This is a genomic window from Shewanella sp. ECSMB14102, from assembly GCF_000813075.1.
Taxonomy (GTDB): domain Bacteria; phylum Pseudomonadota; class Gammaproteobacteria; order Enterobacterales; family Shewanellaceae; genus Shewanella; species Shewanella indica.
Window position 1 is genome coordinate 20,740 of record NZ_JWGX01000011.1, and the last position, 14,596, is coordinate 35,335.

General features: G+C 52.6%; 12 protein-coding genes. 7 read left to right on the plus strand and 5 right to left on the minus strand.

The window, feature by feature from the left end; translation table 11 throughout:
- The first annotated feature begins 69 nt into the window (after positions 1 to 69).
- Complete coding sequence (locus RC73_RS05000; RefSeq protein ID WP_039033620.1) at positions 70 to 2,076, plus strand: methyl-accepting chemotaxis protein; 2,007 nt, start codon at positions 70 to 72, stop codon at positions 2,074 to 2,076.
- Between the two features lie 154 nt (positions 2,077 to 2,230).
- Complete coding sequence (dinB, locus tag RC73_RS05005; RefSeq protein ID WP_039033689.1) at positions 2,231 to 3,307, plus strand: DNA polymerase IV; 1,077 nt, start codon at positions 2,231 to 2,233, stop codon at positions 3,305 to 3,307.
- Positions 3,308 to 3,558: 251 nt separating this feature from the next.
- Here the strand turns inward: dinB and RC73_RS05010 are convergent, their stop codons facing one another.
- Entirely contained in the window at positions 3,559 to 4,461 is a 903-nt protein-coding gene (locus tag RC73_RS05010) for a DMT family transporter (protein WP_039033621.1), read from the minus strand.
- A 303-nt stretch (positions 4,462 to 4,764) separates the two neighbouring features.
- Here RC73_RS05010 and dnaK point away from each other — a divergent pair, with 303 nt between their 5' ends.
- Together dnaK and dnaJ are read left to right on the plus strand one after the other, a co-directional pair.
- On the plus strand, positions 4,765 to 6,678 hold the full coding sequence (gene dnaK / locus RC73_RS05015) for a molecular chaperone DnaK (RefSeq protein ID WP_039033622.1): 1,914 nt from the start codon (positions 4,765 to 4,767) through the stop codon (positions 6,676 to 6,678).
- 90 nt (positions 6,679 to 6,768) lie between these two features.
- On the plus strand, positions 6,769 to 7,899 hold the full coding sequence (gene dnaJ, locus RC73_RS05020; RefSeq protein ID WP_039033623.1) for a molecular chaperone DnaJ: 1,131 nt from the start codon (positions 6,769 to 6,771) through the stop codon (positions 7,897 to 7,899).
- Between the two features lie 192 nt (positions 7,900 to 8,091).
- Here the strand turns inward: dnaJ and RC73_RS05025 are convergent, their stop codons facing one another.
- The 4 genes from RC73_RS05025 to RC73_RS05040 all read right to left on the minus strand — a co-directional run bounded on the left by RC73_RS05025 (position 8,092) and on the right by RC73_RS05040 (position 11,861).
- Positions 8,092 to 8,514, minus strand: coding sequence for a MarR family winged helix-turn-helix transcriptional regulator (locus RC73_RS05025; protein ID WP_039033624.1), 423 nt, complete (start codon positions 8,512 to 8,514; stop codon positions 8,092 to 8,094).
- 149 nt (positions 8,515 to 8,663) lie between these two features.
- Positions 8,664 to 10,787, minus strand: a complete 2,124-nt coding sequence (locus RC73_RS05030) for an FUSC family protein (protein ID WP_052248001.1) — start codon at positions 10,785 to 10,787, stop codon at positions 8,664 to 8,666.
- Between the two features lies 1 nt (position 10,788).
- Complete coding sequence (locus RC73_RS05035; RefSeq protein WP_039033691.1) at positions 10,789 to 11,652, minus strand: efflux RND transporter periplasmic adaptor subunit; 864 nt, start codon at positions 11,650 to 11,652, stop codon at positions 10,789 to 10,791.
- An 8-nt stretch (positions 11,653 to 11,660) separates the two neighbouring features.
- Positions 11,661 to 11,861, minus strand: a complete 201-nt coding sequence (locus RC73_RS05040; protein ID WP_039033625.1) for a DUF1656 domain-containing protein — start codon at positions 11,859 to 11,861, stop codon at positions 11,661 to 11,663.
- A 248-nt stretch (positions 11,862 to 12,109) separates the two neighbouring features.
- Here RC73_RS05040 and RC73_RS05045 point away from each other — a divergent pair, with 248 nt between their 5' ends.
- From RC73_RS05045 to dapB, 3 genes are all read left to right on the plus strand, one after another.
- Positions 12,110 to 12,904: a M48 family metallopeptidase gene (locus tag RC73_RS05045; RefSeq protein WP_039033626.1), complete on the plus strand. Its 795-nt coding sequence runs from the start codon at positions 12,110 to 12,112 to the stop codon at positions 12,902 to 12,904.
- A gap of 161 nt (positions 12,905 to 13,065) precedes the next feature.
- Positions 13,066 to 13,683, plus strand: coding sequence for an FKBP-type peptidyl-prolyl cis-trans isomerase (locus RC73_RS05050; RefSeq protein ID WP_039033627.1), 618 nt, complete (start codon positions 13,066 to 13,068; stop codon positions 13,681 to 13,683).
- A gap of 59 nt (positions 13,684 to 13,742) precedes the next feature.
- A complete protein-coding gene (gene dapB / locus RC73_RS05055; RefSeq protein WP_039033628.1) occupies positions 13,743 to 14,561 on the plus strand; it encodes a 4-hydroxy-tetrahydrodipicolinate reductase in 819 nt (272 codons plus the stop codon).
- Positions 14,562 to 14,596: the final 35 nt, after the last annotated feature.

Consider the following 14,596-nt stretch of genomic DNA (forward strand, 5'->3'; position numbering starts at 1 on the left):
CAAATTTGTTAACAGATTCTGATACATTGCAGGTTTCCTTAAATAAAAATATAACAAATAGGACTCGCAATGGAGCAGATAAGACGTTCCCTCAGTTTGCAACTTGTATTAGCTATCGCCGGTGCCCTGGCGCTGTTGTTGTCTATCGTGGCGGCTGTGATGGTTAAGAGCAGTAGTGAAGATACCCGTGCCCGTATAGATCAGGATATATCGGCGCTGATCACCCTCAAGGCCAATGAAATCGGCAACTACTTCTACGCCAAGGGGCAGATTATTCACTCTGTCTTTGCTAACCCTGCCATCAATAACTGGTTTGCCACATACCATAGCCGTGGCTCAGATCTCAGTCTCGATCCCGGCTATCAACAGCTGGTGGATTACTTTCACTTTTTCTCCGAGCAGGACAAGGAGATCAAGTCGGTGTTCTTCGGCTCGGCCAATACCTTCGAGTACTTTGATCTCAATGGCCGTTACGATGGCGATCCCGACTACTACACCAACAAACGTCCCTGGTGGCAGGAGGCGATAGACAAAAATGGTTTGTTTGTCGGCGACCCGGCTGTGGATGCCAACGACGGCTCAATCTCGGCCACAGTCAAGACAGTAGTCAAGGATGCCAATGGTCGCCTGATAGGCATAGGCGGTATGGATATTCTCATCGATACCATAGGTAAAAACCTGCTGGCGCCAATCAAATATCGGGGCGAAGGCCAGGCATTTTTGATGACGGAGCAGGGAAAACTGGTGTACTTCCCGGGTTTTAATCAAGCGTTCCCCGCCGGCTCTGATGCGGCCGTTATTGACAATCTCAGCGGTGACAATCAGGGCTTTAGTGAACTGAAACGTGAAATGCAAACCCGGGATGCCGGTATTGCCGAAGTCACTTATCAGGGAGAATTGCAGCGAGTGAGCTATATTGCCATTCGCGGTGATTATCCCAAGGTGCGCTGGTATTTGGGGTTTATGTTGCCTAATGAAGTGTTTCAGGCTCCTGTGAAGCAAAGCCTTTGGCAAACCAGCCTGGTCTCAGTGGGGATTATTTTACTGGTGGCGTTAACCGTTTTCCTGATGATGCTGCCTTTTCGGCGTAATCTCAATAGCCTGCTGCACACCATGGAAGATATCGCCCAGGGTGAGGGCGACTTGTCACGCCGCATTGAAATCAACCGCACCGATGAACTTGGGCGTCTTGGCGCAGCATTCAACCGTTTTGCCGCCAAGGTGCAGAGTCTGTTGCTGGAAACCCGTGAGCTCAGTGGTCGGGTGGATAATGGGGTTGCCGCCGCGGCTGAAGTGTGTGACAACGCACTGGCCTCTGTCAGCGCCCAGAAACAGGAAATAGCCTCAGTGGCCACAGCCGCTACCGAAATGGCCCACACAAGCCAGGAGATGGCGACCAGCGCCCAACGAGCCGCCGAGTTTGCCGAGACGGCACTGTTGCAGTCAAGAAACGGCGCAGATGTGGTGCAGCAGGCCAGTCAGGGAATGCACTCACTTTCCACACAGGTTAACCAAGCCGCCGGGGTTATTCGGGCGCTCAGAAGCAGCTCAGAGGAGATAGGCGAGGTGCTCAGTGTGATCCGCGCCATTGCCGAGCAAACCAATCTGCTGGCACTCAATGCTGCCATTGAAGCGGCCCGCGCCGGGGAGCAGGGAAGGGGCTTTGCGGTTGTTGCCGATGAGGTGCGCACCCTGGCATCCCGCACCCAGGACTCGACTACCAATATTCAGGGCATTATCCAGACTCTGCAGCAACAGGCACAGCAAGCCGAACAGGTGATGGAAGCCGGAGTCAGGGAGGCCAACCAGGGCCAAAGCCTGACACTGGAGGTTGAGCGAGCATTGACAGAAATCACCGCGGCAGTGGATGCCATCCAGTTGCAAACCATGGAGATCACCGCGGCGATAGGCCAGCAGGCTGTGGTGGCCGAAGAAGTGGCCTGCAACATTGAAAATGTTCGTGGCCGCTCCGATGAATCTCTGAGCGCCAGCGAAGAATTGTCACAAAAGATGCGGGCATTCCAACAGTTGGCCACGGCTCTGGGGCGTAACATAGGTCAGTTCCGCATCGATTAAGACGAGCTTCAAATCCATAAAGGAGAGCCCAGGCTCTCCTTTTTTGCTCCCGATTGAAATACCTTTACGTTATCCCAGCTTGTTAACTGTGTTTATATACAGTACTCTGTTTATATCCGGCTCGACCGAGCCCTTTGAGATCCGGAAAGCAAGCTTGAGAAAGATCATACATATCGACATGGACTGCTATTTTGCCGCGGTGGAGATGCGTGATTTTCCAGAATATCGTGGCCGACCTTTGGCCGTAGGCGGCAGTAGTGACAGACGCGGGGTGATAAGCACTTGTAATTATGAGGCGCGTAAATTTGGCGTTCGTTCTGCCATGGCCTCGGCCTATGCGTTAAAGCTTTGCCCGGATCTGCTGCTGATCCCCGGGCGCATGTCTGTCTATAAGGAAGTCTCGGCAGAGATCCGGGCCATCTTCGCCCGCTATACCTCACTGATTGAACCTCTGTCGCTGGATGAAGCCTATCTGGATGTATCCGATAGCTCGTTATACCAAGGTTCGGCCACCCTAATTGCCGAGGCTATTCGCGCCGATATCCTGGCGGAAACAGGCCTTACGGCTTCTGCGGGTATCGCTCCGGTCAAGTTTCTCGCCAAGGTGGCCTCAGATCTCAATAAGCCCAACGGCCAGTATGTGGTCACGCCACAGGCGCTGCCTGAGTTTGTAAAAAAACTGCCGCTTATCAAGATCCCCGGTGTCGGTAAGGTCACCGCCCAGAAACTGGCCGATATGGGGCTGCATACCTGCGCGGATGTGCAAAAGGTGCCGCTGGCCATATTGCAACAGAGGTTTGGAAAGTTTGGTACCTTGCTTTATGAAAGGGCTCAGGGGATAGACGAACGGGAGTTGACCATTAACCGAGAGCGTAAATCGGTCGGGGTAGAGACCACGCTGGCAGAGGATATCCATACCCTGGCTCAGTGTCGTCAGGTGATGCCACAGTTGGTGCAGGAGTTGGCCCGCCGTTTGGAGCGCGGAGCCAAAGACAGGCAAATTCAAAAGCTGGTGGTCAAACTCAAGTTCAGTGACTTTAAACAGACCACTATAGAAACCCGCTCGAGAGAGTTATCTGTGCGTCTGCTGGATGACTTGCTGACCCAGGCATTGCAAAGAGCCAACGGCCGTGGTATCCGCCTGCTGGGTGTCGCTGTCGGCCTGGTTAGCCAGGATGACAGCCACTCATCGGCAGAGGAAACTCTACAGCAGTTGGATTTGGCTTTCTAAATTGACAGTTTGGATTAGTTTACAGAAATGCATTCGGCTATCGGTTCTTGGGGTAACGGAATTGTGAGGCTAAAAAGCTCCTTCTACGGCATTACCTTTATGTGCCAGTTTACCCGACGCTTACTGTATGAGGCGGTTCCTGGGTATTGGGCCATCATCATAGGGCCATCATCAATTTCCAACATTAGACGAGTTGCACAGATAAGGCCGAGAATCTTCATTGCCCTTAAATAATGGCTTAATATGGCGTATCACACTACCTTCATTTTCGGTGCCTTGGGTTTCAGCAGTTTCTGTATCAAGAGGGCTGACAGGATAAGTCCCATACCGACCAGAGTCGCCAGAGTGATGGCTTCTTTCAATATCAGCGCAATAAACACCATGGACATGAGTGGCGTCAGAAACACCAGATTGGTGATGCTGGCTGCCCGCTCTGTGGTTCTCAGTGCCATTAGCCAGAGCACAAAGGTGACGCCCATTTCAAATAGCCCCACATAGACACCGGCTCCCAGCGCTTGCCAATGCAAAGAGGGCAGACTTTCTGTTGTCAGCAGGGTGATGGTTATCAGCGGTAGACTCACCAAAAAACTCAGCAATAGGCTGACAATGGCATCGCCCTTGTCTTTGGTGTTGATGATCCAATATAGGCACCATAGCAGGGTACTGGAGAGTGCCAGCAGAATACCGAAGGGGTTTTCAAAGTCCATCGATAACAGATTACCGCCGGTGGCTATCACCAGTACTCCAAAGTAGCCGGTGATGGCCGCCAGCATGTCGCTGAGTTGCAGCTTTTGCTGCAACATGGGTGCGGCAAGCAGTGGCAACAGTACCGCCCAGGTGTAGTTCAGCGACAGCGCCTGCTGCGCCGGCAAGAGATCATAGGCTTTGAACAGTACCAGATAATATAGAAATGGATTCAGTATTCCGGTTTGCAGATAAAACCAGGGCCGGGCGCGAAACTGCTGCTTTAATAATGTGAGTTTCCCCTGCCAGGCAAGAGTAAGCCCCAGACAGATGGATGAAGTGATAACGGCAATAAACACCAGTTGCAACGGCGAGAAAAAGCCGAGGGCGATTTTAAAGGCGGTCGCAACAGTGGACCAGAGGAATACGGCGGCCATTCCGTAGATCAGGGCCAGCTGGGATTTTTTCACTTTAGAGGTCTCTGTTTCTACTCTTGTTTTATGGCTGGTTCTGCCACGGTCGCAATCGACACTATTTTATTCAGTACTGCTAAACAAAAAAAGATCTCCGGCACCGACGATGCGTAAAAAGATTGTACAAAAAAATCTATTTTTTTCTTCCTGGCCCTTGTAAAGCAGTTTTACGCCCCTATATAGGGGGTAAGGCAAGATTGGGGGCCATCTACAACGGGCTTGAAAACAGCGAGTTTACCCCCATATCTGAAATCAGATAAACATATTCAGTTCGAAAGAAAAGATTTTTCGGAGGACCTCATGGGTAAAATTATTGGTATCGACTTAGGCACAACAAACTCTTGTGTAGCTGTCCTCGATGGTGACAAGGCTCGCGTATTGGAGAATGCCGAAGGCGATCGCACAACACCTTCTATCATCGCCTTCACTGAAGACGAGACGCTGGTTGGCTCACCTGCAAAACGTCAGGCTGTGACCAACCCTGCCAACACTTTCTTTGCCATCAAGCGTTTGATTGGCCGTCGCTTCACTGATGATGAAGTTCAGCGCGACGTCAGCATCATGCCTTTCAAAATCATCAAGGCCGACAACGGCGATGCTTGGATTGAAAGCCATGGTAAGAAGATGGCACCTCCTCAGGTGTCTGCTGAAGTACTGAAAAAGATGAAGAAAACTGCTGAAGACTTCCTGGGTGAGCCAGTGACTGAAGCGGTAATCACAGTACCTGCTTACTTCAACGACTCTCAGCGTCAGGCCACCAAAGATGCCGGCCGTATCGCGGGTCTGGAAGTAAAGCGTATCATCAACGAGCCAACTGCTGCGGCACTGGCCTATGGTATCGACAAGAAGCAGGGCGACAATATTGTTGCTGTATATGACCTGGGTGGTGGTACTTTCGATATCTCCATCATCGAAATCGACAGCAACGACGGCGACCAGACTTTCGAAGTACTGGCAACCAACGGTGATACTCACCTGGGTGGTGAAGACTTTGACAACCGTCTGATCAACTACCTGGCTGACGAATTCAAGAAAGAGCAAGGTCTGGATCTGCGTAACGACCCTCTGGCTATGCAGCGTCTGAAAGAAGCTGCCGAGAAGGCCAAGATTGAGCTGTCCAGCACCACTCAGACCGAGGTGAACCTGCCTTACATCACTGCTGATGCGACAGGTCCCAAGCACTTGGTGGTTAAGATCACCCGTGCCAAACTGGAATCTCTGGTTGAAGACCTGATCCAGCGTTCTCTGGAGCCTCTGAAAGTGGCTCTGGCCGATGCCGACCTATCAGTGTCTGACATCAACGAAGTGATCCTGGTGGGTGGTCAAACCCGTATGCCTAAGGTTCAGGAAGCGGTAACCAACTTCTTCGGCAAGGAACCACGTAAAGACGTGAACCCTGATGAAGCGGTAGCCGTAGGTGCTGCGATTCAAGGTGGTGTACTGGCCGGTGACGTGAAAGACGTACTGCTGCTGGACGTAACGCCTCTGTCTCTGGGTATTGAAACCATGGGCAGCGTAATGACCAAGCTGATTGAGAAGAACACTACTATTCCTACCAAGGCGCAGCAGACCTTCTCTACAGCAGACGACAACCAGAGCGCAGTGACCATTCACGTGCTGCAGGGTGAGCGTAAGCAAGCCAGCGCCAACAAGTCACTGGGTCAGTTCAACCTGGAAGGTATTGAGCCTGCTCCACGCGGCATGCCACAGATTGAAGTGACTTTCGACATCGACGCCGACGGTATTCTGCACGTGTCTGCCAAAGACAAGAAGACAGGCAAAGAGCAGAACATCACCATCAAGGCCTCTTCCGGTCTGTCTGATGATGAAGTCGAGAAAATGGTTCGCGACGCCGAGGCTCATGCCGAGGAAGACAAGAAATTTGAAGAACTGGTCAGCGCCCGCAACCAGGCTGACGGTCTGGTACACGCTACCAAGAAACAGGTGGAAGAAGCCGGTGACGCTCTGGCAGCAGACGACAAGGCCAAGATTGAAACCGCTATGGCCGCTGTAGAAACTGCCACCAAGGGTAACGACAAAGAAGCTATCGAGAAGGCGACTCAAGAGCTGATAGAAGCTTCTGCCAAGCTGATGGAAATCGCTCAGGCCAAGGCACAACAAGGCCAAGGTCAAGGCGAAGCCCAGAGCAGCAATGCCCAGGCCGATGACGTTGTCGATGCCGAGTTCGAAGAGGTTAAAGACGACAAGAAGTAATTGGGTGGTAACACTCGATTAATTCCGGCGGGCGTTACGGGGCAACCCTAACGCCCGCTTGTGTGAATCCAGCTTGGAAAGCGTGAGATTATGTCAAAGCGAGATTATTACGAAGTATTGGGCGTCGGTCGCGACGCCAGCGAGCGGGAGATCAAGAAGGCCTATAAGCGCCTGGCGATGAAGTATCACCCTGACCGCAATCCGGGCGATAAGGCGGCCGAGGCCAGCTTTAAAGAAGTCAAAGAAGCCTACGAGATCCTGACCGACGAAGACAAAAAAGCTGCCTATGATCAGTTTGGTCATGCTGGGGTTGACCCTAACCGTGGCGGTGGTGGTTTTGGTGGCGGCGCTGATTTCGGTGATATCTTTGGTGACGTGTTCGGGGATATCTTCGGTGGTGGTCGTCGCGGCGGGCATCGTCAAGCTGCCCGTGGTTCAGATCTGCGTTACAACCTGGAACTGTCGCTGGAAGAAGCGGTGCGTGGTATTACCCGTGAGCTTAGGATCCCAACCTTGGTTAGCTGTGATCTCTGTGATGGCAGCGGCGCGAAGAAGGGTACCTCGGCTACTACTTGTGGTACCTGTCACGGTGCCGGTCAGGTACAGATGCGTCAGGGTTTTTTTGCGGTGCAGCAACCTTGTCCTACCTGTCATGGTCGCGGCAAGATTATCAAAGAGCCTTGCAGCAAGTGTCACGGTGATGGCCGCATAGAAAAGAGCAAGACACTGTCGGTGAAAATTCCGGCCGGTGTCGATACCGGTGATCGTATCCGCCTGGCTGGTGAAGGTGAAGCCGGTGAATTCGGAGCCCCGGCGGGGGATCTCTATGTACAGGTTACTGTGCGCGAGCACCCAATCTTTGTCCGTGACGGCAATAACCTTTATTGTGAAGTGCCGATATCCTTCGCCAAGGCCGCCCTCGGCGGTGAAGTGGAAGTGCCGACACTGGACGGTAAGGTTAACCTGAAGATCCCGGCGGAAACCCAGACCGGCCGCATGTTCCGCATGCGCGGTAAAGGGGTTAAGTCGGTGCGCAGTCACGCGGTTGGCGATCTGCTTTGCAAAGTGGTGATGGAAACGCCGGTGAACTTGTCCGAGCGTCAGAAAGAGCTGCTGCGTGAATTTGAAACTTCAGTCACCGGCGCATCCAAGAAACATAGCCCCAAGGCTGAAGGCTTCTTCGATGGAGTGAAAAAGTTCTTTCAGGATTTGAATAGCTAACCGGCGCTCTACCGAAACAAAAAACCGATGCTCAAGGCATCGGTTTTTTTTGGGGTCATACTTGAGCTGGCGTGAATGTCGCACTCGATACTTATGCCGTTTCTGCTGTTTCTGCTGTTTCCGGCCGCGGATTTAAGCACTTTTAGAATAGCAATGTTCAGAGTTACTGTCTGGTATTCAGAGCCCTGATATTCAGGCACCCAGCTTATGGAGCAGGCTTAGCCACAGTTGTTGCTCTTGCTCACTCAAGCGTGACATAAACTCATCGGCGACTTGCTGAAATGATACCTCGGCCTCAGTAAAAATCTTAGCGCCCGCCGGTGTCAGGGCTACCAGGCTGACTCTGGCATCACGGCTGGCAGTTTCCTTTTCTACCAGACCAATTTTTTCCATTGGGTTAAGCAGGCGGGTGATCCCCGAAGCGCTGAGCCCGGCACCCTGGGCCAGGTCGATCCTTCTGAGTTTATTGCCCTCGGCCTTTGCCAATTGTCTCAGTACCAAAAACTCGCTGAAGCTGATACCGTGCAGCGACAACCTGCCTGCCAGACTGCGTTGCAGTTGACTGTGCATCTCGGTTATAGCAAGCACAATGCTTGTCGTTATGGGTTGTGTCATCTGTGAAACCTCTGGAAACGAAATTAACTTGACCAATGCTTTATCAATACTTGATTGTGCAAGTATTAGTCTATTTGCTTGAGCGGTCAAGTAGTTTGCAAGTTTTTATCGGGTTGGATGACTTATGGCGCTGAGCTTCAGGTCTTTGCCTAAGGCTTTTGTTCGGAAGCAGACTCTTGCTCTTGCGGTGGCGCAGACTCAGCTTGGGTTACGGGTGCATTGGCATTGCTTATCATGGCGGAGCTGCGCTCAAAGGTCATTATCAGGCGCTCAAACATCCCCTGAACCATTTCCAGTTGCTCCTGTGTCAAACCATCGGTTTGCAGCCGGGCTAAAAGGCGTTCGCAACTGTTACGGAAATCAGGTGGATTTTCGCCGCGGGAACAGAAGATAAAGGCGTTGGCGAGCGCCAGTTGCCAGTCTTGCAGTAGTTCGTCGAGTTGGCTGTCGCTGATGCTGGCCAGCAGGCGGCGCAGACGCATCGATACATGGCCCAGGTTAAGGCCGGTGAGGCCTAAGTCGGTCAGGGTTCGGTTGTTGCTCTGGCTGCTGCGTTCATAATTGGCCAAGCGCAGCAAGCGATCAGCCATACGGGCATTAAACCAGTCTTCAGGCTTGTCCTGTTTGACCATCTCAATCAGATCTTTGCGGGTGGCGTTGAGTAGGCGTTGCTGCATCATTTTGACTCCTGGCTCAGTCACCAGCTTAAATAGCCAATAGAGGATGCTGACGCCGACAAAGATGGCCATCGCCTTGCTCAGGGTGTTGTCTACGGCAAAAGCCTGGCTCATGTCTTTGCCGGGGCTGACCAAAATGGCAAATGGTATGCAAAATCCAAGGCCGTAGGGCAGGGTGGCCTGATTGGCCAGGGCCATCAGGCCAATAAAGAAGGGGCCTGCCAATACCAACAACATGATCTCAATATCGCCGCTGCTTTGGGCCAGTAGTCCGAGGGCGTAAAATATTGCGACAGGAATGGCTATCATTACTCCTATCAGTAGTCGCCGCAGGATCATGCTCAAAAGGGGTAAGGGCAGTCTGGCCATCATGATGGAGAAGATCACCGGCATAGTCATTATCATCAGGGCCGCACTGGAAGCGGTGCCAATCCACATCCCTGCACCTATCAGGAAAATCAGCATGGTTCTGACACCCGTGATAAGCCCCAGCAGGGGATCTCTGTGGGTCTGCATCGCGGGAGCATTGAGCAGCGTTTTATCCGGTGACTCCAACGCCTTGAATGCCCGCAGCACCAGCACCAAATCGCTGGCCAGCTCCGAGGCGGTTTTCAGCAGCCGCGATTCCAGTGGGCTGATACAGGTATGAGTGTTGCGAAAGTGGATGATTTCGCGCCTTTGCCTGTGTGCCAATTCATAACAGAATTGGAAATCGTCCGACTCGGACATCGCCTTGAAGTTGCTTTTTAGGGTACGGATTAGCCCTGAGAGAGTGCTTGTCATCAACTCTTCGTGGTTACGCTGCAAACGGCCGAATATCTGGATCACGGCGAGCAATGATAACACCTTGTTGAATAACAAATTGGCCGCACGACTGCGTCCCGGGCCTTCCGGACCCTCGTAGCTGAGAGCGTTGGCATCGTCGCTGGCTGCTGCCAGTGATTCAAGAATTGCGTCTATCTGATTATGGCGATTTTCATGGGAGCCGTTGAGATCCAGCTCCAGTGTGAGGTATTCCAGGGTTTGGTTGACTATTTTACGGGTTTGTTTTTGCAGCCCTTCGGTGACTCTGACTGGCCACAGCAACTGGCTCACCAGAGTGGCACAGATGGCACCGACTATAATTTCGCTGACCCTGGAGTGGGCGACGGCGAAGATGGTTTCACTGTTTGCTGTAGCTGGGCTTACCATCACCAAGAGCACAATAAGACAGGGGGTGATCCCCGCCATGGCGAAGGCGTAGACAAAGTTGATATGGCGTACCATGGCCGACAATGCAGAGTTGAGCCCCAACCACAGCGCCAGGGTGAGCATGGCCAGTTCGGGGGCACCGTAAAAAATGCTGAGAATAGCTATGCCGGCAACCCCGCCTACCAGGGTGCCTATTATCTGGCAAAGACCTTTTTCCAGCACCAGGCCACTTTCGGGACGCATCTGCAGGAATATTGCCGATACCAGCGCCCAGTAGGGGCGCTCCAAGTCCAGATAGAGCGCCGCCGTCAATGCCAGTGCCATGGCAATCACCCCTTTGGTGGCGAAGATTAGCGTGCGCTTGTCCGGGGTCAGAAATACCGCCAGCGTGGGAGATAGGGGCATATTATTTTTCGGCTTGCAGTTGGATGGAAACCGTCAATCCGGCGCTGAGTTCATGTTGTTCTGAAGCCGGGTCCAGCTTGATATCCACAGGGATCCTCTGCGCCAACCTGACCCAGTTGAAGCTCTGTTGAATTTGCGGCAATAGTTGACCATTGGCATTGGTATTGGTATCGGCAATTGCTTTGCCTATGCTGATCACTTCGCCCCTGAGCGGCTTGCCACCGCTCATTAGGCTGATTTTGGCCTTTTGGCCTACCTTTATTAGTGGCAGCTTGGTTTCTTCAAAGTAACCTGTGACATAGAAAGAGCCTTGTTTAACCAGAGATAATACCGCCTTGCCCTGGTTGACATAGTTGCCCTGACGCAGGCTGAGGTTGATTATGGTGCCATCGGCGGGGGAGTGAACCTGAGTGCGCTGAAGATCTATTTTGCTGCTGTCGAGTCTGGCCTTTGCCAAGTTGTAGCTGGCTTTGGCCAACTCTGTGTTGATCCGTGCAGTTTCCAAATCCTCTTCACTGATCACCTCGCGGCCGGTGAGATTCTTGCGCCGTTCATATTTGTGCTTGGCCAGTTCCCAAGCGTGTAGCTTGTTTTCCAGCTCGGCGGCCAATTCGGTACTGGCGGCTTGATAACGGGTATCGTCCACCTTAAACAGCAGATCGCCACGTTTAACTTGTTGGTTATCTTTAACATTCAGTTGAGTGACCCAGCCTGAGACATCGGCCGAGAGGGTAATGACTTCGGCCCGCACCCGGCCATCACGGGTCCAGGGGGAATAGAGGTAGTGATTCCAAATCCAATATCCGGCCACTAAGGCTGCCAGCACGAGAAGCAAGGTAATGGAGATGCGCAGTACTTTTGCCATGATAAGTGTCAACTCTCAAACAGGTAGATAATCAGTGCCAGATAGCACACGAACAGGGCGACTTCGAACCAGGCCACTCGCCAGATTTTTGTGTACAGCCCGGTCCAGTGAAGAACCAGTCTGGTCAGAAACCAGAGTGCGAGCGCAAGAGGTGCGAAGAGAACCAAAGGACTGAACAGCAATCCCCCCAAGGCTAATTCTTCAAGCATTGTATGAGTTGGAACCTTATAAAAAGACGTTTGGTAAAGAGTAACTTATAAGTGGATAACGGCGTTTTTCCGTATCCATATATCTCAATCAGTGTCGTGCCTGACAAGCCAGAGGTCAACTTTTTTCAAGCCTTGGCTGTACGCGCAGCTGGCTTTTGGCTGGCGGGATCATTGGCGATACGACAAGCTGTGCTTGCGTGTGACACTCAGGTAAAATCCAGGGAAACTTTATCACCGGAAGATAAAAGATGAATAACCGAATTTTCGGCCTACTTGCCATACTCTTTGTGGGAGCTCTTTCTGGCTGCTCCACTACTCAGTCGCCCACCGGGCGCTCGCAGATGTTACTGTTTTCGCCCGAACAGATAAACCAGATGGGTACCGCCTCTTTCGAGCAGATAAAAGCAAAAGAGAAGCAGAGCCAGGACAAGGCCGCCAGTGCCTATGTTGCCTGTGTGGCGCAGCGTATTACCTCTTTATTGCCGCAACAACATTGGCAATGGGTACTGTTTGAGTCGGATCAGGTCAACGCCTTTGCCTTGCCTGGTGGTCATATCGGTGTCTATACCGGGCTTCTTAAGGTGGCCAACAATGAAGACCAACTGGCAACGGTAATCGGCCATGAGATAGCGCATGTGTTGGCGCAGCACGGTAATGAACAGGCTTCACGGGCCCAACTCAGCAATACCGGTATGCAGTTGGCCGGTACGGCGTTGGGGATGGGGCAAGTAGCCAATGCCGATCTTTACATGGCGGCCCTGGGGCTTGGGGTGCAGGTGGGCTATATCTTACCCTATGGCCGGGCGCAGGAATCCGAGGCCGATGTGATGGGGCTGGAGCTGATGGCCAGGGCCGGCTTCGATCCTGGAGCCGGGGTGACCTTATGGCAAAACATGGCCAAGGCGGGGGGCGGTCAGGGGCCGGAGCTGTTGTCGACTCATCCATCCAATGAGAACCGCATTGCCCAGTTGCGTGATTTACAAGCGCAGATGATGCCGCTCTATCAGGCGAGCAAGGGTAAATTTAGCTCTTGCCAAAAATGAGGTTAACAAAGTCGGCTTGAGGCTAGGCCTTCTGTCCATTTTGGCTTGAGACTCGGCGAATGAACAAAGCGTAAGGATACGAATAAGCGCAACACTTGAACCCGGATAAGTGTTACACTGTGCCGCGAAAAATTCACAGATAAACTGAGAGTAAACTGATTATGTCTGATAAGTTCACCAGTGTTGAACAACAAGCCAGCTACGGCGTAGGCCGCCAGTTGGGTGAGCAACTGGCCGCAAACTCTTTCGAAGGTCTGGATATTCCAGCCGTTCAAGCCGGTCTGGCCGATGCATTTGACGGCAAAGAGAGTGTTGTTTCCATGGAAGATATGCAGGTTGCTTTCTCTGAAATCAGCCGTCGCTTGCAAAAGGCGCAGGAAGAGGCTGCCGAAGCCGCTTCTGCCGAAGGTAATGCTTTCCTGGCCGAAAACGCCAAACGTGAAGGTGTGGTGACTACCGAATCAGGTCTGCAGTACGAAATCATCAACGAAGGCTCAGGCGAGAAGCCAAGCTATGATTCCAACGTTCGTACTCACTATCACGGTACCTTTATCGACGGTAAAGTATTCGACAGTTCAGTAACCCGTGGTCAGCCTGCCGAATTCCCGGTTTCCGGCGTGATTGCCGGTTGGACCGAAGCGCTGCAACTGATGCCGGTTGGCGCCAAGTACAAGCTGTATGTACCGCATCACCTGGCCTACGGCGAGCGCGGTGCCGGGGCGGCTATCCCGCCTTATTCCACTCTGGTCTTTGAAGTGGAACTGCTGGACATTCTGTAATACCAAAATCGCTTGAGTCTGACTCAGGCGATTTTTTTAGCCTGTATGTGGAGAAAGTTATGAGTGGACATGTCAGAGTTGCGGTTGCCGGAAGCAGCGGCCGTATGGGGCGTACCTTGATAGAAGCGGCCGCGCATTTCAGCCGGATCATTCTGGGCGCGGCCATCGAGCGCGCTGGCTCGACTCTGGTGGGAGTCGATGCCGGGGAGTTGGCCGGGGTCGGTTGTCTTCATGTCCGGGTCTGCGATAGCCTGGATCAAGTTGCGGATGACTTCGATGTGCTGGTGGATTTCACCAGCCCGGAAGGCACTCTCAGCAATCTGGATTGGTGCGCCCGCCATCATAAGGCGATAGTGATAGGCACTACAGGTTTCAATTCGGCGCAAAAGGCGCAGATTGAGGCCTTTGCCGAGCAGATCCCTGTGGTATTGGCACCCAATATGTCGGTTGGGGTTAACTTGATGTGGAAGCTGCTGGAACTGGCGGCGGAAGTCATGGGTGATTATACCGACATAGAGATCATCGAAGGCCATCACAGACACAAGAAGGATGCTCCTTCAGGTACCGCCTTGAAGATGGGGGAAGTGATTGCCAACACACTGGGGCGGGATCTGGAAAAAGTCGCCGTCTATGGCCGCGAAGGGATCACCGGCGAGCGTGAGCGCGACACCATAGGTTTTGCCACTATCAGAGCGGGTGACTTGGTGGGCGAGCATACCGCCATGTTTGCCGATATGGGCGAGCGTTTAGAGATCACTCACAAGGCTTCCAGCCGAATGACCTTTGCCAACGGCGCCATGCGTGCGGCACTTTGGTTGCAGGAACAGGATGCCGGGCTCTACGACATGCAACAGGTATTGGGGTTGAACCCCCTGTGACATTATTTAAAAAACCGCCGATTGGCGGTTTTTTT

Bases quoted from the DNA above. Each gene is read 5' to 3' on its own strand.
- RC73_RS05040 (WP_039033625.1), bottom strand. From the start codon at position 11,861: ATGCTTGAAGAATTAGCCTTGGGGGGATTGCTGTTCAGTCCTTTGGTT.
- dnaK (WP_039033622.1), top strand. From the start codon at position 4,765: ATGGGTAAAATTATTGGTATCGACTTAGGCACAACAAACTCTTGTGTA.
- RC73_RS05035 (WP_039033691.1), bottom strand. From the start codon at position 11,652: ATGGCAAAAGTACTGCGCATCTCCATTACCTTGCTTCTCGTGCTGGCA.
- dnaJ (WP_039033623.1), top strand. From the start codon at position 6,769: ATGTCAAAGCGAGATTATTACGAAGTATTGGGCGTCGGTCGCGACGCC.
- RC73_RS05045 (WP_039033626.1), top strand. From the start codon at position 12,110: ATGAATAACCGAATTTTCGGCCTACTTGCCATACTCTTTGTGGGAGCT.
- RC73_RS05000 (WP_039033620.1), top strand. From the start codon at position 70: ATGGAGCAGATAAGACGTTCCCTCAGTTTGCAACTTGTATTAGCTATC.
- RC73_RS05030 (WP_052248001.1), bottom strand. From the start codon at position 10,787: ATGCCCCTATCTCCCACGCTGGCGGTATTTCTGACCCCGGACAAGCGC.
- RC73_RS05050 (WP_039033627.1), top strand. From the start codon at position 13,066: ATGTCTGATAAGTTCACCAGTGTTGAACAACAAGCCAGCTACGGCGTA.
- RC73_RS05025 (WP_039033624.1), bottom strand. From the start codon at position 8,514: ATGACACAACCCATAACGACAAGCATTGTGCTTGCTATAACCGAGATG.
- dapB (WP_039033628.1), top strand. From the start codon at position 13,743: ATGAGTGGACATGTCAGAGTTGCGGTTGCCGGAAGCAGCGGCCGTATG.